General features: G+C 49.8%; 17 protein-coding genes. 8 read left to right on the plus strand and 9 right to left on the minus strand.

All coding sequences use genetic code 11. From position 1 onward, the window contains the following. Positions 1–42: 42 nt before the first annotated feature. From alaC to ffh, 8 genes are all read right to left on the minus strand, one after another. The gene (alaC, locus tag ONV78_RS27760; protein WP_279507789.1) at positions 43–1,233 is read right to left on the minus strand and encodes an alanine transaminase; all 1,191 of its coding nucleotides are present in this window, start codon (positions 1,231–1,233) and stop codon (positions 43–45) included. Between the two features lie 515 nt (positions 1,234–1,748). Next, positions 1,749–2,492 carry a DsbC family protein gene (locus ONV78_RS27765; protein ID WP_216738502.1) on the minus strand — a complete coding sequence of 248 codons (744 nt, stop codon included), beginning with the start codon at positions 2,490–2,492 and terminating at the stop codon, positions 1,749–1,751. A gap of 148 nt (positions 2,493–2,640) precedes the next feature. Next, positions 2,641–3,543: a site-specific tyrosine recombinase XerD gene (xerD, locus tag ONV78_RS27770; protein ID WP_279507790.1), complete on the minus strand. Its 903-nt coding sequence runs from the start codon at positions 3,541–3,543 to the stop codon at positions 2,641–2,643. A 97-nt stretch (positions 3,544–3,640) separates the two neighbouring features. Next, positions 3,641–3,997 carry a 50S ribosomal protein L19 gene (rplS, locus tag ONV78_RS27775; protein WP_127972772.1) on the minus strand — a complete coding sequence of 119 codons (357 nt, stop codon included), beginning with the start codon at positions 3,995–3,997 and terminating at the stop codon, positions 3,641–3,643. Between the two features lie 29 nt (positions 3,998–4,026). Next, a complete protein-coding gene (gene trmD, locus ONV78_RS27780) occupies positions 4,027–4,776 on the minus strand; it encodes a tRNA (guanosine(37)-N1)-methyltransferase TrmD (RefSeq protein WP_279507791.1) in 750 nt (249 codons plus the stop codon). A gap of 1 nt (position 4,777) precedes the next feature. Beyond that, positions 4,778–5,299, minus strand: a complete 522-nt coding sequence (rimM, locus tag ONV78_RS27785) for a ribosome maturation factor RimM (protein ID WP_279507792.1) — start codon at positions 5,297–5,299, stop codon at positions 4,778–4,780. A gap of 21 nt (positions 5,300–5,320) precedes the next feature. Next, entirely contained in the window at positions 5,321–5,560 is a 240-nt protein-coding gene (gene rpsP / locus ONV78_RS27790) for a 30S ribosomal protein S16 (RefSeq protein ID WP_216738506.1), read from the minus strand. Between the two features lie 127 nt (positions 5,561–5,687). Then, a complete protein-coding gene (gene ffh / locus ONV78_RS27795; RefSeq protein ID WP_216738507.1) occupies positions 5,688–7,070 on the minus strand; it encodes a signal recognition particle protein in 1,383 nt (460 codons plus the stop codon). 247 nt (positions 7,071–7,317) lie between these two features. Here ffh and ccsA point away from each other — a divergent pair, with 247 nt between their 5' ends. The 5 genes from ccsA (at position 7,318) to ONV78_RS27820 (ending at position 13,591) form a co-directional block, all read left to right on the plus strand. Continuing rightward, the gene (ccsA, locus tag ONV78_RS27800; protein WP_279507793.1) at positions 7,318–8,124 is read left to right on the plus strand and encodes a cytochrome c biogenesis protein CcsA; all 807 of its coding nucleotides are present in this window, start codon (positions 7,318–7,320) and stop codon (positions 8,122–8,124) included. Between the two features lie 66 nt (positions 8,125–8,190). Then, the gene (locus tag ONV78_RS27805; protein WP_279507794.1) at positions 8,191–9,489 is read left to right on the plus strand and encodes an HlyC/CorC family transporter; all 1,299 of its coding nucleotides are present in this window, start codon (positions 8,191–8,193) and stop codon (positions 9,487–9,489) included. A 171-nt stretch (positions 9,490–9,660) separates the two neighbouring features. Beyond that, positions 9,661–10,263, plus strand: coding sequence for a Yip1 family protein (locus ONV78_RS27810; protein WP_216738509.1), 603 nt, complete (start codon positions 9,661–9,663; stop codon positions 10,261–10,263). Between the two features lie 247 nt (positions 10,264–10,510). Then, complete coding sequence (locus tag ONV78_RS27815) at positions 10,511–12,772, plus strand: DUF1631 domain-containing protein (protein WP_279507795.1); 2,262 nt, start codon at positions 10,511–10,513, stop codon at positions 12,770–12,772. A 93-nt stretch (positions 12,773–12,865) separates the two neighbouring features. Continuing rightward, the gene (locus tag ONV78_RS27820; protein ID WP_279507796.1) at positions 12,866–13,591 is read left to right on the plus strand and encodes a TonB C-terminal domain-containing protein; all 726 of its coding nucleotides are present in this window, start codon (positions 12,866–12,868) and stop codon (positions 13,589–13,591) included. Positions 13,592–13,629: 38 nt separating this feature from the next. Here the strand turns inward: ONV78_RS27820 and grxD are convergent, their stop codons facing one another. Further along, complete coding sequence (grxD, locus tag ONV78_RS27825) at positions 13,630–13,950, minus strand: Grx4 family monothiol glutaredoxin (protein ID WP_127972779.1); 321 nt, start codon at positions 13,948–13,950, stop codon at positions 13,630–13,632. A 351-nt stretch (positions 13,951–14,301) separates the two neighbouring features. On the opposite strand from grxD, the gene ONV78_RS27830 reads away from it, so the two are divergent. The 3 genes from ONV78_RS27830 (at position 14,302) to ONV78_RS27840 (ending at position 17,559) form a co-directional block, all read left to right on the plus strand. Beyond that, the gene (locus ONV78_RS27830; protein ID WP_216738512.1) at positions 14,302–15,498 is read left to right on the plus strand and encodes an aspartate aminotransferase family protein; all 1,197 of its coding nucleotides are present in this window, start codon (positions 14,302–14,304) and stop codon (positions 15,496–15,498) included. Positions 15,499–15,590: 92 nt separating this feature from the next. Next, on the plus strand, positions 15,591–16,505 hold the full coding sequence (argF, locus tag ONV78_RS27835; protein WP_279507797.1) for an ornithine carbamoyltransferase: 915 nt from the start codon (positions 15,591–15,593) through the stop codon (positions 16,503–16,505). Between the two features lies 1 nt (position 16,506). Beyond that, positions 16,507–17,559, plus strand: a complete 1,053-nt coding sequence (locus ONV78_RS27840) for an ABC transporter ATP-binding protein (protein WP_279507798.1) — start codon at positions 16,507–16,509, stop codon at positions 17,557–17,559. Positions 17,560–17,630 lie beyond the last annotated feature (71 nt).

Here is a 17,630-nt window from a genome sequence, read left to right on the forward strand (position 1 = left end):
TCCACAACATTACGCGCTTACTATGGCGCATTTAAGAGTGCCTTAGTCCAGTATCAAACCATCTTTACGAAACATCGCCTTAATGCCACGGATCGCCTGCCGCGTACGATGTTCGTTTTCAATCAGTGCGAAACGCACGTACTCATCGCCATAATGCCCAAAGCCAAGACCTGGAGATACCGCCACCTTCGCCTCCAGCAACAGCTTTTTAGAAAACTCCAGTGACCCCATGTGGCGATAGTGTTCAGGAATTTTCGCCCAAACGAACATGGTTGCTTTAGGCGGAGTTACATCCCAGCCAATACTGTCCAAACCCCGGCATAGTACGTCGCGACGGGACTGATACATCGCTCGGATTTCTTCCACACAAGCCTGATCGCCCTCCAATGCAGCAATCGCCGCCACTTGAATCGGGGTAAAAGTACCGTAATCCAGATAAGACTTAATGCGAGCCAAAGCTGCTATCAGTTCTGCGTTTCCACAACAGAATCCAACGCGCCAGCCAGGCATATTATAGCTTTTAGACAGAGAGAAGAATTCCACCGCCACTTCCTTCGCCCCAGGAACTTGCAAAATCGAAGGTGCTTTATAACCGTCAAATACGATATCCGCATAAGCGATATCCTGCACAACCCAGATTTTATGCTCTCGGGCGATGGCAATGACTTTTTCGAAAAAGTCCAATTCAACACACTGGGAAGTGGGGTTGCCAGGGAAGTTCAAGACCAGCATTTTGGGGCGGGGCCATGAATCGAGAATCGCCTTTTCCAACTCAGTGAAAAAAGCATCCGTATCCTCGCCCAGTGGGATATGTCGAATATCTGCGCCAGCAATGACAAACCCATAAGGATGAATCGGGTAGCTCGGGTTTGGCACCAGCACGGCATCTCCTGGCCCCATTGTCGCCAAGGCCAAGTGAGCAAGCCCCTCTTTCGAGCCAATGGTGACTATCGCTTCTTTCTCAGGGTCCAAATCCACATCAAAGCGGTTTTTATACCATCCGGCAATGGCCTTTCTTAGCCTGGGGATACCCTTGGACTGAGAGTAACGATGCGTATCATCCCTCTGCACAGTTTCAGTCAACTTGTCGACTATATGCTTAGGGGTTGGTTGGTCAGGGTTCCCCATGCCAAAGTCAATAATATCCTCCCCCCTCGCTCGCGCCTGCTGCTTGAGCTCCCCAACAATGTTAAAAACATAGGGCGGCAAGCGACTGATGCGCGGAAATTCCATTACGATCTCCTGAACGGCCAGAGGGCGATGATTAAGATGAATACAATATTGGGAACAGGCCACGATAACCCGCCCCCCGGAGTGTGTCAACGCAGCGCAGCTCTTATTTTACAAGGAGAGCAAGGGGTCTTAACTCACCCTGACACAACCTGATCACAGGATATGGCGCCACCAGAAAACAGCGGCTAACCTGTTAATTAATTCCTTTTGGCGCAGACTGGCATTACGGAAATATAGATGGCCACTCAAACCAGAAAATCAGCTAAGTATTGCTTATCAAGAGCTCTTCTTTTCGTTCCATTGCTTCTCGCTGGATGCGATAGCAGCACACCTTTTACTGGACTGAGTAATTATGAACTAAGCATGGAATTCCGAGCGTGCCAAAAAGAGGGGCTATCTCCCGGGGGAGCTCAAAGATGCAACAATATTGAAAGGGAGTGTGAAATAAGGAAGGACGAGAAAAACTTTCGCTGCTAGCGGAAGAGAATGTCTCACTTCCGCTAGCCAAACTTCTACTACTTAACTTCCAACCCCAAGCCTTTAGCAAGAGAGTCAGCAGGCACATATCCTGGAATCAAGCGACCATCATGCAGCACGATGGCTGGAGTCCCGCTAATACCAATCTGATTCCCCAAATTATATTGATCTGCGACTGGATTTTTACAGTCCTTGGAAGCCGGAGTTTTCCCTAGTTTCGCTTCTGTCAGAGCAGTCTGCTGGTCATCAGCACACCAAACGGAAACCATTTTTTGATAGCTTCCCGACCCTACGCCCGCACGAGGATAAGCCAAATAGTTAACTTGCACGCCCAGCTCATTTAAACGAGGAATTTCCTTATGCAGCTTCCGACAGTATCCGCAGTCCACGTCCGTAAATACAGTGATAGAAGCCTTCACCACTTCGGGCTTGAATACGATCATTTTTGACTCATCAATCGAGTTGACCAACTCTGCGCGTGTCTCTTCACGCCGGCGCTCCGCCAAGTTAGTGATGCGCCCCTCGCTCACCTGGTAGATATCACCCGCCACGAAATATTGCCCATCGGCGCTGGTGTAAAGCAGCTGCGGATTATTGGACTCCACTTCATACACTCCCGGTATTGGGCTAGGGCTAACCTTTAGGATTTTCAGCCCAGGCACAGCCTCAGCCAACCGTTGCTTGATCACTTTCACGGCTTGCTCTTGCTGCTCGTCGGCGCGCGCTCCGAAAGCGACCGACAGTGCCATTAATACCAATACAAAAGGGCGCATTACGTGCATGAATATACCTTCATCCGTTCTTGAATATATAGTTAGACCCTAAAATTACACAAATGTTCCTATCAAAACTAGGTCAATTGTGTAACGTGAAATAGATTTAACCTAACCCTTTCAGGCCCATTCCCAAATGAAGCAAGTACTCATAAAATCAGGAACGAGGGTGATGTTTTGAATGCAGTTGCTGCAGCCGCGCCTTGGCCACATGGGTATATATCTGGGTAGTAGATAAGTCACTATGCCCAAGAAGCAATTGGACCACGCGCAGATCCGCTCCATGATTCAGTAAGTGAGTGGCGAATGCGTGACGAAGTGTATGTGGCGTTATGTTCTTAGCAATCCCACTGCGTGACGCATATAGCTTGATACGATACCAGAAGGTTTGCCTCGTCATCCCCCCGCCACGCAAACTCGGGAAAAGGACGCCATCTTCTCGCCCCCCCGTCAATTCGGGCCGAACACCTTTGATATAGGCCTCTAATTGCTCTATCGCTTGCTCCCCCAAAGGAGTCAGTCTTTCCTTATCCCCCTTTCCAACGACACGCAACACCCCCTGCCTCAAGTTAACCTGATAAAGCTGAAGCCCAATCAGCTCTGACACCCGCAATCCGCTAGCGTACAACACTTCCAACATCACTTTATCCCGGGCTTCAATCGGCAACGAAATATCCGGCTCCGCCAGCAACCTATCCACTTCAGCCTCAGATATCGCACCTGGCAATAGCCGCCCCACTTTGGGGTGCTCAATCCTTAACGTCGGATCCTCCCGAATAACCCCCTCCCTCAACAGATAGCGATAGAATTTTCTCAATGTCGACAACATACGAGCTGAAGAAGCGCTCTTAGCGCCTTTCTGCATACTGGCAGCCAAAAAGGAAAATAAATCTTCCCGAGAAGCTTCAATAAGCGTTTTTTCACTTCTCGCTAGCCATTCCGCCAAGCGCACAAGATCCGACCGGTAGGACATCCTTGTGTTTTCAGACAGCCCCTGCTCCAGCCACAACATCTCCAAGAATCTATCGATAACTCCCTGGCAAGCCTGCGAAAAACTCATATTACTAGTCATCTTTCCTTTTCAAACTTCCAGCCTGACCACAAACAAAAAAGGGCGATCAACTGACCGCCCTTTTTTGAATAAACCGAAGCCGGAATTAATCCAACTTCTCTTTGATGCGAGCAGCCTTACCGCTAAGATCACGAAGGTGATACAACTTAGCCTTGCGAACGTCGCCACGACGCTTCACGTTGATGCTGTCGACCAAACGGCTGTGAGTCTGGAAAGTTCTCTCCACACCAACACCATATGAAACTTTACGAACAGTAAAAGAAGAGTTCAGACCACGGTTTCTTTTTGCGATCACAACACCTTCGAAAGCCTGCAGACGCTCACGAGAGCCTTCGACTACTTTCACACTTACAGTTACTGTATCACCCGGAGCAAACTCTGGGATTTCTTTAGTCATTTGCTCAGCTTCAAGCTGGCTAATGATTGTGTTTTTGCTGCTCATGGCTCGCTCCTAACTAATCCGAAGTAATCCTACGTTTCTGATATTAACTGCCCGCGCCGCAACTCTTGTATGATTTGAGCTTCTTCTTCGGATAGCTCACGCTGCTCGAGCAAATCGGGTCTGCGCTGAAGCGTTCTAAGCAAAGACTGCTCCAACCTCCAACGCCTAATCTTTTCATGATTGCCACTCAACAAAACCTCAGGAACCCGCTTATCGCGATATACCTCTGGTCTCGTGTAATGAGGACAATCCAGCAAGCTATTCTCGAAAGAGTCCTGCTCAGCAGACTCATTGTGACCGAGCACTCCTGGCGCAAGCCGAGAAACACTATCGATAATAGCCATAGCGGCAATCTCGCCACCACTAAGAACAAAGTCACCCAAAGACCACTCTTCGTCGACTTCATCCTCAATCAATCTTTCATCAATCCCTTCGTAACGACCACACAGAAGAATCAATCCTGGGACATTTAACGCCGAGCGAACCAAAGCTTGATCTATTCGCCTCCCCTGAGGAGACAGATAAATAACTTTACTTCCCGCAGGAGCCACAGACTTCGCCGCATTTAATGCAGCCTCTAAAGGCTCCACCTTCATCAGCATTCCAGGACCACCGCCATACGGCCTATCATCTACCGTGCGATAGTTATCGGTTGCGTAATCCCTGGGATTCCAAGAGCAAACTTCTATCGAACTCTGCTTGATAGCCTTGCCCACCACGCCAAAGTCCGTAACCGACTTCAGCATTTCCGGAAATAAAGTTATGACGCCAAACCACACTTTAAAAATCCGGATCCCAGTCAACAACCATTAAATTCTTATCCAGATCAATATTCTCTATGAATTGGCCTGGCAAGTAAGGAATTAGCCGCTCACGCTTATCAATGCTTTCCGCAGATCCTGCAACGACAAGCACATCATTAGCGCCAGTTTCAATCAAATGACTCACCCGCCCTATATTTACCCCTTCAGAGGTAACAACGGTGAGCCCTTCCAATTGACGCCAATAGAATTCACCCTCTTCCAAAACTGGAAGCTCTGACGGCTCAATCTCAATCTGACAACCAACATAGTTTTTTGCCATATCTCGATCATCCACGCCAGCTAGCGCAATAACGATCCCTTTACCCTGAGGCTTACCAGATCGAAGCTTTGCGCCCGAGCGATTTCCATCTTCGCGCACCAATTCCCAATTAGCGTACCGAAGCATATTCTCCGGTGGCGACGTGAAAGAATGAACTTTCAGCCAACCTTTTACGCCATACACACCGACGATTTTGCCTATGCAAATTTTCTCATTCATCGGCGTGCTTCACCAACCTGCTTAAGCGCTGGCCTTCACCAGATCACGAACGCGATCAGACATCTGAGCGCCACGCTCAACCCAGAACTGCAGACGCTCTGCGTCTACACGGACACGCTCGTCGTTACCGCGCGCAGTGGGATTGAAGAAACCTACACGCTCAATGAAACGGCCGTCACGGGCGTTTCTGCTATCAGTCACGTTAAGGTGATAAAAAGGACGTTTTTTTGAACCGCCACGCGCTAGTCGAATTGTAACCATCTCAGTTTGAATCCTGTTGTAAATAAACCAATGTTGTTGGCTCAACACCTGAAAGGGCGCATATTCTACGCAATAATTCAAGCATTGAAAACCTTTTTGTTTGCTCCCTGGCAATTAGACGCCAGAACTACCTCATGCGCCCCATTGGAGGCATTCCACCACCAGGAGGCATCATTCCTCCCATTCCCCGCATCATATTCATGACGCCACCCTTCTTACTAAACTTTTTCATCATCTTCTGCATTTGCTTGTGCTGCTTAAGAAGGCGATTCACGTCTTGAATTTGCAGACCAGCCCCCATGGCAATCCGACGCTTGCGCGAATTGCTTACAACATCCGGAAACCGCCGCTCATGCGGAGTCATTGAATTTATCAACGCCTCCATATGCACAAACATCTTATCGTTCATATGCTGTTGCGCAACTTGAGAGATTTGCCCCATTCCCGGCAACTTATCCAGCATGCCAGCCATTCCGCCCATATTTTTCATTTGCTGTAGTTGGTCACGGAAATCTTCGAGATCAAAGGACTTCCCTTTTATAACTTTCTTGGCGAGCTTCTCAGCCTTCTTCTTATCAAGCTTGCGCTCAGCCTCCTCTATAAGAGAGAGCACATCCCCCATACCAAGGATTCTTGACGCCACTCGATCTGGATGAAACGGCTCTAAGGCCTCAACTTTCTCCCCCATCCCCATGAATTTGATGGGTTTGCCAGTAATAGAACGCACAGACAAGGCGGCGCCGCCACGAGCATCACCATCCGCCTTCGTCAAAATCACGCCAGTCAAAGGCAGAGCATCATTGAACGCCTTAGCGGTATTCGCCGCATCCTGCCCCGTCATGGCGTCAACAACAAATAAAGTTTCAATCGGATTGACTGCAGCATGCAGACGCTTGATTTCGGACATCATATCCGCGTCAATATGCAACCGCCCCGCCGTATCAACAATCACCACGTCATTAAAACGCTTGCGAGCCTCAGCAATTGCCGCACTTGCAATATCAACGGGATCTTGGTCAGCAGTGCTCGGGAAGAAATTAACCCCGACATCCCCCGCCAAGGTTTCCAGCTGTTTAATAGCGGCGGGACGATATACGTCCGCACTCACCACCATGACAGATTTTTTGCGACGCTCCTTTAGGAACCGCGCCAACTTACCCACAGACGTCGTTTTACCAGCGCCCTGCAAGCCCGCCATCAAAATCACGGCTGGAGGCTGGCAATTAAGATTCAAGTCTTCATTCGCCTGCCCCATGACAGCAATAAGCTCATTCTGCACAACGCGAATAAACTCCTGCCCCGGCGTCAGGCTTCGCATCACGTCCTGACCTACGGCCTTCGCTTTAACGCTATCTACGAATTCTTTTACGACGGGGAGAGCAACATCAGCCTCCAGCAAAGCCATGCGAACTTCCCTGAGAGTTTCCTTGATGTTGTCTTCAGTTAGTTTCGCCTGGCCGGTAATCTTTTTTAGGCTGTCGGACAACCTTTCCGTCAGACTATCAAACATATAGCGTTCCCCTTAATAATCAGGTATGTCGTAAAAGGGCTTGGATTATATCCAACCCTACGGCATACTTCATCTAACAAATGGACCCAGCCGAAACCTATTTTTCCAACTCTTTGTTTATTAGGCGACTTTCGGCGCTTTTAAGTAAGCGCAAGAATATGCCAAAGCGCCTCATTTCCATAAACAAAGACAACAACCAGCAGGGCCAAAACAGCTAACACACCCCAGCCGACATGACTGACATTTAATGAGCGTTGTCACCCTTAGCATAGTCGCCACCGTTTTTTACACTGTCGCCACAGCCTTTCAATACGCTGTTTACGAGGGCAAGACACCACAACGCCCGCACTTGGCCGGAGCCATTGGCTTTCTGGCTGTCGCAGCGCACGCAGTTAGCGTTTGGCTACTGAGCTCAACCTCTCTCGGAGCAGATTTCGGCTTTTTCAAAATCATCTCAATAATCAGCCTATTCCTCAGCGCTTTGATTGTTTCCTTCGCATACATAAAACCCGTACACAACCTGAAGCTGCTAATTTACCCCATAGCGATCATAACAGTCATTGCAGCCGTCAGCTTTAAAGGCCCCACTCAGGTGGTAGAGCCCGGACACGTGGGGCTCATGGCGCACATCACCTTATCAGTGATTGCATACTCCGTATTTAGTCTGGCCGGATTACAAGCCTTACTTCTCTATGCCCAAAACAAGCAGCTGAAGTCTCACATGACCAGCCGACTTGTAAAAGCGCTCCCCCCTCTTCAAACCACCGAAGATATTTTATTTGAGATGATCTGGACAGGCCTGATCCTTCTCACTATGGCGATAATAACTGGTAGCTTTTTTGTGGAGGACCTGTTCGCACAACATTTGGTCCACAAGACAGCGCTTTCGATTTTATCCTGGCTTATCTTCGCTCTCTTGGCCGTTGGCCGTAACCTATGGGGCTGGAGAGGCTTGCTCGCCGCCAGACTGACAATTGGCGGATGCTTACTGCTAGCCCTAGGGTTTCTGGGCAGCAAGATCGCTTTAGAGTTTATCATTCAACCCAAAATCTGATCTTGACACGCCCCCAAGCGTTTCTATGATGACTTCGTAATCACAACAAACGGTTTAACGCTCCCCTTGAACGACTTATCCACCACTTTTCTTTTCGTAGTATTGATCATCCTGATAGCCCTCTCTGGGTTCTTTTCCGGCTCAGAAACAGGAATGATGACCCTGAACCGCTATCGTTTAAGGCACATGGCCAAAAACGGACACAAAGGCGCAAAACGCGCGAACACCTTACTGCAGCGTCCAGACCAGCTAATCGGCGTCATTCTGATAGGCAATAACTTCGTCAACATACTCGCCTCCGCAATCGCCACCGTTATTGCTACCCGCCTATGGGGAGACGCCGGCGTTGCTATCGCCACATCAGCATTGACAATAACTATCCTGGTTTTTTCTGAGGTTACACCCAAAACGCTCGCCGCCCTCTACCCGGAGCGAGTAGCATTTCCCGCCTCAGTAGCGCTAATCCCTCTCCTAAAGCTCCTTTATCCCTTTGTACGGTGCGTCAATATCGCCTCCAACTCGCTATTGCGCCTATTTGGAGTCACCGAGTCTCAGGCAGGATCTGACCACTTGTCTCGCGAAGAGCTACGCACCTTGGTTCACGAGGCGGGAGTCCGCATCCCAAAACGACACAGACAAATGCTTCTGAGCATCCTGGATCTGGAGAAAGTCACCATAGAGGACATCATGATCCCACGAAATGAAATTACGGGGATCGACATAGAGGACGACATTGATGAGATTGTCGAACAACTAAGATCAGCTCAACACACCCGACTGCCAGTCTACCGGGGGGATATAAACAACATTATAGGCATCCTCCACCTCCGCAATGCCGCCAAATTTCTCACTCAGAACGAGATAAACAAGGCGATGATCATGCAAAGCTGCCGTGAGCCCTACTTCATTCCAGAAGGCACTCCGCTAAACACCCAGCTTTTTAACTTCCAGAAAGAAAAGCGGCGAATTGCGGTTGTTGTAGACGAATACGGCGACGTACAAGGCATAGCCACCCTGGAAGATATACTGGAAGAGATTGTCGGAGAGTTCACCACCGATATCGCCGCCACCAGCCCAGACATCACGCCAATGGACGACAACCGTTACATGATCGATGGCTTTGCGACAATCCGCACGATCAACAAAATACTGGGGTGGAGACTTCCCACCGACGGCCCCAAAACGCTAAACGGACTTATCATGGAACTGCTGGAGACCATTCCAGAGAATCCAACATGCCTTAAGCTGCACGGGTACAATGTGGAAATCAAACAGGTCAAAGACAATGTCGTTAAGGCCGCCATCGTCCACGACCCATTCGCCCCTCCAAAGAGCAGCAAAAAGAAAAAAGCCGCCCAACAGTAAATAATACGCGCCGGAAACTCATTCAAATCAATGTCCGGCGCCCCTCCATATGCAGTTAGCGAATAAAAAAAAATCGCTTAAAAGATCAAAATATAAGCTACTTCTTGACTAAAAATAGCCGGAACACTATGAAGTAATAGTGACCATAAAAATAAGAAGGAGGCTTCCTATATGATCCTGGGCCACACGTTAGGTCTTTTCACGCATCCAGATCAGGAATGGCTGTCAATACGCGAAGAGCGCGCCACAACCGGGCGACTGTACGTACAACACACGCTATTACTGGCCTTAATTCCAACCATCGCCGCTTATATCGGCTCCACGCAAGTGGGCTGGACCATTGGCAGCGAAGAAACCGTCAAGCTAACTCAAGTAAGCGCCTTTAACTTATGCGCGCTTTTCTACGTGGCGATGCTGTCCGGAATCTATATTCTGGGCAAATTCATCGACTTCATGGCAATTACTTATGGCGTGGACAAAAATGCGCCCAGAGGTATTGAGCTGGCTGCATACGCAGCAACACCATTATTTATTATGGGAGCCATAGCCGTTTACCCCAATATTTGGGTAGACATGTTCGCAGGATTAGTCGGGGTATCGTACTCTGTATATCTTCTTTACGAAGGTCTACCGATTCTGATGAAAATCCCTAAAGAAAGAGGCTTTATGTTCGCCACAAGCGTTCTGACCGTTGGTCTGGTTATGCTTGTAGCTTTAATCGCCACCAGTGTTGTCATTTGGAGCGTTGGCATCGGTCCGGTTTATACGAACTGAAGCTATTAACGCCTTTACCTATGCGGTCGACTCTAGGGGCGACCGCATAGAATAGACTAAAACGGCGCAATACAGCCTAAGATGGCAAGACCGTTTTAGTAACTTATGGTAGATTTTTGTATATAAAGCCGTAAAATAGACGGCAATTATTATAACGACTCACCGCCAAACTCATACCCAAAAAAAATAACAATATCTGTTGTCAGCTTGTTTTTGACGCCCCATTTGGGTGCAACAGGAGAAGTTTATGAATAAGGGGAGCGGTGTAAGTTACATTCGCGAGCGCGTGAAGGCTCACCCAAAGCCCGCGGATGAGCAGTTGCTTACGCGTATTCGCGATCACTCCATCTCAATGCTCCTTAACTTCCTCAACAGCATGTTCGATGGTGTTGATGATTCTTTCTTTGAACTAGCGAATCACGCTCATACAAATAATGAGCAGAATCGCTATTTCGAAGCCATGCGTGAGATCCGGATAAAACGGAAGGGGATAGAAAACCACTTCCAGCAGGAACTCGCACGCCTGTTCAATCAACCCCCCTCTCAGCACAAGTCCAGCGAGACATTGTCCGACAATGTTGATGTAGATGTGCTGAGTCTGGTGCAGAACGACGCCCTGGAAGAGTCCGTCGCGATTAACAGCATGATCAGCAAGGCAAGAGCTAACTTCTCCGGCTCGCTATTGCAGTTTCAGACTCGCGTATCCAGTGTGTATGGCGAAACCAATGAAGAAAATGCGGTCAACCCATTAGACCCTGAGCATATCTGCAAGGCATTTTCCGACGCCTGTATCGGTCTTGATATCGAAATAAAAGAAAAGCTGATCGTTTATAAACAATTCGACCGCTATGTAATGGGCAACTTGGTCGAGAGTCTTGAAGAGGCCAACAAAATAATGATTCAGGCGGGTGTTATGCCTAACCTGAAATATACAGCCAAAAAGTCCCGCGTCACTCCCCGGTCAACTTCCGACGTCTCCGCCCGCCCTTTGGAAGCGCAAAGCGATGCAAACAGTCATGACGGCGCAGGCGATGTTTTTAGTCAAGTACAAGAGCTACTGTCCGCGCTCAGGAACACGCCTTCAGACTCTTCTGAGCAGCAACAAGGCGCAAACGTTGGAGCCGGAGGACGACAAGCCCCGCCCCCAGGAAACGTGCAATTCATTGCAGACGCCGACTTACTTTCAATCCTATCCCGTTTGCAGCATAGCGTTCGCACTGAGAATCTGGCGGAAGGGCCCGTCGTAGCGTTAGATCTGCGCTCAGCGGTGCAAGGGTTGCTGACCGAAGAAAGCCAAAAGTCAGGCAAGGCGACAGCGCTTGATCAAGTTGATGAAGACCTCATCAACTTGGTCTCCATGCTTTTCGAGTTCATCCTTGATGACTACAACCTGTCGGCTCCGATTCAGGTTCTAATTAGTCGCCTGCAAATTCCTATTCTCAAAGTCGCAATCAGAGACAAAAGTTTCTTTAGCAAGCCATCTCACCCTGCCCGCAAGCTGTTAAACGCACTGGCGAAAGCAGGCATTGGCTGGAGTGACGCATCAGAGAAAAAACGCGACAAGCTCTACGAACAAATCCACCGCGCCGTTCAGCGCATCCTTGAGGAGTTCAACGGCGAAAGCGAGCTTTTCGAAGAGATATACCAAGAGTTCTCTCAATATTTAAGCCGCGAAGAACGCAAGGCCAAACTAGTTGAGCAGAGGACCAAAGAAGCGGAAATTGGCCGCGTCAAGTCCCATAAAGCCCATCAGGTGGTAGAACAGATTCTCAGCGAGAAAATCGCTGCGCAACCTCTCCCACCTGTTGCCGTTGAACTACTTCGCGGCGGCTGGAGCCGCGTTATGTTCCTGGCTTACTTAAAAGAAGACACGGAACATCGCCTGAATCAGTGCACCAAAGTGGTGGATGAACTAACTTGGTGCTTACAGCCCCATGCCGAAGTTGAAGCCAGACAGCGCTGGGTTAAAGTTGTTCCCCAGTTACTCAAAAACCTCAAAGCTGGCTTGAAAGAGGTTTCCTACAACTCAGCCAAGCTTGAGCACATGCTGGGAGAACTGAAGAAGGCGCTGACAGAAACCTTCAAGCAACAGTCTATAACCAGCGCACAGAATGACGCACCCAAGCCGCCCGTATCGGTCCCAGTAGTCATAGAACAAAAACTCACTCCTGCCGCAAAAACAGCAGTAGAACGTCAGAGCGAGTACGAAGACGCCGCACTGGCGGAGTATCTCGCCAAAGTGGACGAGATGGAGTGTGGAGCCTGGATTGAGTTTTCTCTGGTAAATGGCGCTCGCTTCAGATGCAAGCTGTCCACAAAGATCGAAGACTCCGACACCTACATATTCGTTAACCGCCTAGGACTGAAAGTCGTCGAGAAGACCCGAGGCGAACTGGCTCACGAATTACGTAAAGGGCGCATCAAAGCGCTGGAAGAAGGCCTCCTGTTCGACAGGGCGATGGATGCTGTTATTGGCAACCTGAGAAAGATGTCAGGCAAGGCGGCGTGAGGCGGAATAGGACTACCCGCTTCACATAACTGACGGAAACTCATTTCTACCGCCCTGGGAAATAAGTTAAATTCACTGCAGACCTCAAGTTCTATGTATTTTATGTCTGACAGTGAATTTAACGGCGCGCGCGCCACCAACGCTATTTTCTTCTCCATCCTCGCCCACGCAGGCATACTCTTTCTACTATTTTCCATCCAGCTTCCACCAAAAGAAAACCCAACAATTACAGTCACTCTCAGCTCACGAGCGCCCGCCGCCCCAGAAGCTCAAACTAATAACAAACCCACACAAGCCGATACGCCAAAGGACATTGTCGACGACACGCCGCCATGGAAAGGCGCACAACAAGACACCTTCTCGGGAATACCTCGCAGCAATGCAAATCGCACTAACCTGAACTGGGTGAGCGACCTGTTTAAAGGCGAGCCGCTCTCTGGCGACAAGAAACCCAATAAACCAGAAAACAAAACATATGAGATGGACGCATCCGTCCTAGAGCTATTGAAAAGCCAACCATCAACACACTCGACTTTTTGGCCATACCTCGTGCGCCACTTGGCGCAAAATCGCCTCTACAACAATCAATACGAATATAGCGACCTCACAGAGCCCCGCATGGTCGTGCTCAAGTTGCAGTTTCAAGAAACAGGAATGCTAGTTAAAGCGGAGGTAGAGAGAAGTAGTGGGAACGAGAAGCTGGACGCTGCGGCGATTCGCAGCGCATACGCCGCCAACCCCTATCAACGCCCACCTTCTACAGACAGCGTATTTGGATACAGTTATCTAGTGCAAATCCTGTACACCCCTGCCAGCTAAGCTATAGCTGCAGGTCCAAAGCCGCATATTTGAAATGGTTATTCTGCGACTGCAGCGCCTTTCACCATTCCCTGCAATTCGCCAGATTCGTACAACTCAGTGACGATATCGCACCCGCCTACCAACTCGCCTTTAATATAAAGCTGAGGATAGGTCGGCCAGTTAGAGTAGGTTTTCAGCGCTTCACGAATTTCTGGATGCTCCAGAATATTCACATAAGCAAATTTCTCACCGCAGGCCATCAACGCCTGAACAGTACGAGCGGAGAATCCGCACTGAGGAGCATTGGGCGACCCCTTCATAAAAAGAATGACAGGGTTGCTGGTCAATTGCTCTTTGATAACTTCGATGACATCCATAAACCTAACCTTTAATAACAGTCATTGAGTGATTGGTTGACTATTTTACTATGTTTTTATGCGCTAGCGATGACGATTTAAACAGGCATCGACATAGAGCGCAAAAAATAAGGCTCTTCGCCCCTTCTGGAGCGGAAGTATACGCGAAAAGAGACACTTCTTCAGGGGCAAATAATCGTCTATTAATCTAGAAATTTGAGCCAGATCAGCGCCTCCCTGGGCTTCGTTGCCATGTGTAACAATTATCTATACTATAGCTGTTGGAACAGGCAGCCGGGGCTGCCTTTTTGCGTTATATAGGGTTTTCAACCATATATAGAGTTTAAGGTTGTATATAAGAGGACGAAGAAAATGGCCGGTCCAACCCTGATGAATACTTATGGCAGACTGCCCATCGCCTTTACGCATGGAGAAGGTTGCTGGTTATACGATACTCAAGGCAACCGCTATTTTGACTCAGTAACCGGAATCGCCGTATGTGGACTGGGTCATGCGCACCCTGCCGTTTCCGAAGCAGTTTGCAGCCAGTCCAAGAAGCTTTTGCACTGCTCCAATCTTTATCAGGTTCCTCTACAGCAACAACTGGGCGATCTATTGTGCCAAGTCGCCGGTATGGACAGTGTCTTCTTTTGCAACTCCGGCGCCGAAGCCAACGAAGCCGCCATCAAGCTTGCCCGTCTATACGGCAAAAAGAAGGGCATTGAATCCCCCTCAATCATCGTCATGGATCACTCTTTCCACGGCCGCACTCTCGCGACATTGAGCGCAACCGGCAACCGCAAAGTTCAGGCCGGATTTGAGCCATTGGTGTCAGGCTTCGTTAGAGCGCCATACAACGATATGAAAACCCTGGAGAATATCGCCCGCGCCAACAATAATATTGTCGCGGTAATGATGGAGCCTATCCAGGGCGAAGGCGGCGTTAACATCGCGCCAGTAGAATATCTTCATGCAGTAAGAAAACTATGTGACTCCAAAGGCTGGCTGCTGATGCTGGATGAAGTGCAAACCGGCAACGGCCGCACTGGCGCTTACTTCGCTTACCAGGACTATGGTATCGCCCCCGATGTCGTAACAACGGCCAAAGGTCTGGGTAATGGCGTACCTATTGGCGCCTGCCTGGCCAAAGGCGTCGCTTCCGAAGTGTTCCATCCCGGTTCTCATGGCTCGACATTTGGCGGCAATCCACTTGCCTGCGCAGCGGCGATGGCGGTCATTAAGACGATTCAAAGCAACAATTTGACCGAAAGAGCCCGTACTCTTGGCGAGCAAATCCTCAGCAAGCTGAAGCAGGAATTCGGTGGCGCCGAATATATCAAGGACATTCGCGGCAAGGGCTTGATGATCGGCATAGAAATGACTGAGCCCTGCCCCGAATTAGTTCCTCTGGCGCAAACAGTGGGACTTCTGATCAATGTCACGTCTGATCGCGTTATCCGTTTGTTGCCTGCTCTGACCATGACGGACGTTGAAGCCGAACATCTAGTAACGACACTGGTGCGACTGATCAAGCTCTACGCAGCGGACGATCGAAAAAAACCAAGGTAGGTTTATAGCCGTGCATACTGAAAGGCGACCGCCGTCGTCTTTCATTCCTTCTATATTTGACTTAAACCTACTGAAATGGCGAGTAACGCACCATGAGCATCAGACATTTTCTGACATTGTGTGACTTTTCCCCGGCTGAACTGGAATATCTGATTGAGCGGGCCATCCAGCTTAAAGCCAAGCATAAAAGCAAACAGGCCTATACGCCGATGCAAGGCCAGGTTCTGGGTATGATTTTTGAGAAGTCCTCCACTCGTACTCGCGTCTCTTTTGAGGCGGGAGCGGCGCAGTTGGGCGGCTCAGCCATATTTCTTTCGCCCCGCGATACACAGCTGGGCCGCGGAGAACCTATTGAGGATAGCGCTCGGGTTCTGTCGCGCATGGTCGACATCATCATGATTCGCACCTTTGAACACAGCAAACTTGAACTCTTCGCCAAGTATTCTTCTGCACCGGTCATTAATGCGCTGACTGACGACTACCACCCCTGCCAGCTTCTCGCAGACATACAGACCCATGTCGAACACAGAGGCTCTATCCGAGGCAGGAAAGTCGCCTGGATTGGCGACGGCAACAATATGTGCAACTCATACATCAACGCTGCGCGCCAATTCGGGTTTGAACTGGCGGTCGCCTGCCCTGAAGGATATGAGCCCATGCAGTCGTTAGTAGAGCAGAATGCGGACCGGGTAAAAATATTTCGCAACCCGTCCGACGCCGTCGCAGGCGCCCACTTGGTCGTTACCGACGTATGGGCTTCCATGGGACAAGAGCAAGAGCAGGCAGAGCGGGAAAAGGCTTTCTCCCAATTCCAGGTTTCCCCTGAGTTAATGAATAAAGCCGCGCCCGATGCGCTGTTCATGCATTGTTTGCCCGCACACCGAGGCGAGGAAATCAGCACAGACATGCTTGATGACCAACGCTCCGTTGTCTGGGACGAAGCAGAGAACCGCCTGCATGCGCAAAAGGCCCTCATGGAATTCCTGCTCTACGGCAAGCAGGTTTAACATGGCGGCGAGCGCTCCTCTGCTGGAGGCCAAAGACCTCAGCTGCGGCTATGGTGATCAGGCTGTCGTATCTCATCTGTCTTTTCAGCTGAACAAAGGCGAAATAGCCAGCCTGCTAGGCCCCAGCGGCTGCGGCAAGACGACGGTTCTGCGTGTATTGGCGGGCTTTCAGCCCGTCTTTGCGGGAGAGGTAAGAGTAAACGGCGCGCCTGTTTCTACGCCATCCGCCACTGTGCCGACGGAGAAACGCCAAGTCGGCATGGTATTCCAGGATTATGCGCTCTTCCCTCACTTAAGCGTCGCCGCAAATATCAGGTTTGGCCTGCATAATTGCAGTGCGACGGAAGCAGACGCAAAGCTGAAAGACATGCTGGAGCTTACCGGTATGACAGCTTACGCGAATGCTTACCCTCACCAACTTTCTGGAGGCCAGCAGCAACGCGTCGCCTTAGCTCGCGCACTTGCGCCAGACCCAGTGCTGCTGCTAATGGACGAGCCTTTCTCCAATCTGGATGCAGAACTTCGCTCGCGCCTTAGCCTGGACGTCAGGGAAATACTCAAAAAGCGGGACATCACCGCAATTTTGGTGACCCACGACCAAAACGAAGCCTTCGCCATGGCTGATCACGTTGGCATTTTGCACGGCGGAGGCTTACAGCAGTGGGATACCCCCTATAACCTGTATCATGAGCCCGCCAACCGCTTTGTCGCCAACTTTATCGGCCGCGGAGCCCTATTACCCGGCGTATTGACCACCCATGACAGCGTTGAAACGGAGCTTGGCGTCATTCGCGGCAACAGGGCTTACCCCTGGAATCCGCAGCAGACTGTCGAAGTATTGATCCGTCCTGACGACTTAGTATTCGACGATACCTCCCCTCAAAAAGCCAAGATTATCGATAAGATATTCGCTGGCTCCTCAACCCTCTATCGGCTACTGCTCAGCTCTGGCCGCAAACTGGAAGCGCTGACGCCCAGCCACCAGGACTTCCCTATTGATGCGGAAGTCGCCATTCGCCTGAAAGCAGAACATTTAATCGCGTTTAAAAAATAAAGGCGCAGCTGAAGTCTGAAGTCTGAAGTCTGAAGTCTGAAGTCTGAAGTCTGAAGTCTGAAGTCTGAAGT

Origin of the sequence: Hahella sp. CR1, assembly GCF_029813005.1 — a bacterium.
Classification (GTDB): Bacteria; Pseudomonadota; Gammaproteobacteria; order Pseudomonadales; family Oleiphilaceae; genus Hahella.

Excerpts from the sequence above, each read along its gene's own strand:
- ONV78_RS27820 (WP_279507796.1), top strand. The coding sequence starts at position 12,866 with ATGTATTTTATGTCTGACAGTGAATTTAACGGCGCGCGCGCCACCAAC.
- xerD (WP_279507790.1), bottom strand. The coding sequence starts at position 3,543 with ATGAGTTTTTCGCAGGCTTGCCAGGGAGTTATCGATAGATTCTTGGAG.
- rpsP (WP_216738506.1), bottom strand. The coding sequence starts at position 5,560 with ATGGTTACAATTCGACTAGCGCGTGGCGGTTCAAAAAAACGTCCTTTT.
- ONV78_RS27815 (WP_279507795.1), top strand. The coding sequence starts at position 10,511 with ATGAATAAGGGGAGCGGTGTAAGTTACATTCGCGAGCGCGTGAAGGCT.
- ONV78_RS27840 (WP_279507798.1), top strand. The coding sequence starts at position 16,507 with ATGGCGGCGAGCGCTCCTCTGCTGGAGGCCAAAGACCTCAGCTGCGGC.
- ONV78_RS27765 (WP_216738502.1), bottom strand. The coding sequence starts at position 2,492 with ATGCACGTAATGCGCCCTTTTGTATTGGTATTAATGGCACTGTCGGTC.
- argF (WP_279507797.1), top strand. The coding sequence starts at position 15,591 with ATGAGCATCAGACATTTTCTGACATTGTGTGACTTTTCCCCGGCTGAA.
- rplS (WP_127972772.1), bottom strand. The coding sequence starts at position 3,997 with ATGAGCAGCAAAAACACAATCATTAGCCAGCTTGAAGCTGAGCAAATG.
- grxD (WP_127972779.1), bottom strand. The coding sequence starts at position 13,950 with ATGGATGTCATCGAAGTTATCAAAGAGCAATTGACCAGCAACCCTGTC.
- ONV78_RS27810 (WP_216738509.1), top strand. The coding sequence starts at position 9,661 with ATGATCCTGGGCCACACGTTAGGTCTTTTCACGCATCCAGATCAGGAA.
- rimM (WP_279507792.1), bottom strand. The coding sequence starts at position 5,299 with ATGAATGAGAAAATTTGCATAGGCAAAATCGTCGGTGTGTATGGCGTA.
- ffh (WP_216738507.1), bottom strand. The coding sequence starts at position 7,070 with ATGTTTGATAGTCTGACGGAAAGGTTGTCCGACAGCCTAAAAAAGATT.
- alaC (WP_279507789.1), bottom strand. The coding sequence starts at position 1,233 with ATGGAATTTCCGCGCATCAGTCGCTTGCCGCCCTATGTTTTTAACATT.
- ONV78_RS27830 (WP_216738512.1), top strand. The coding sequence starts at position 14,302 with ATGGCCGGTCCAACCCTGATGAATACTTATGGCAGACTGCCCATCGCC.
- ccsA (WP_279507793.1), top strand. The coding sequence starts at position 7,318 with ATGAGCGTTGTCACCCTTAGCATAGTCGCCACCGTTTTTTACACTGTC.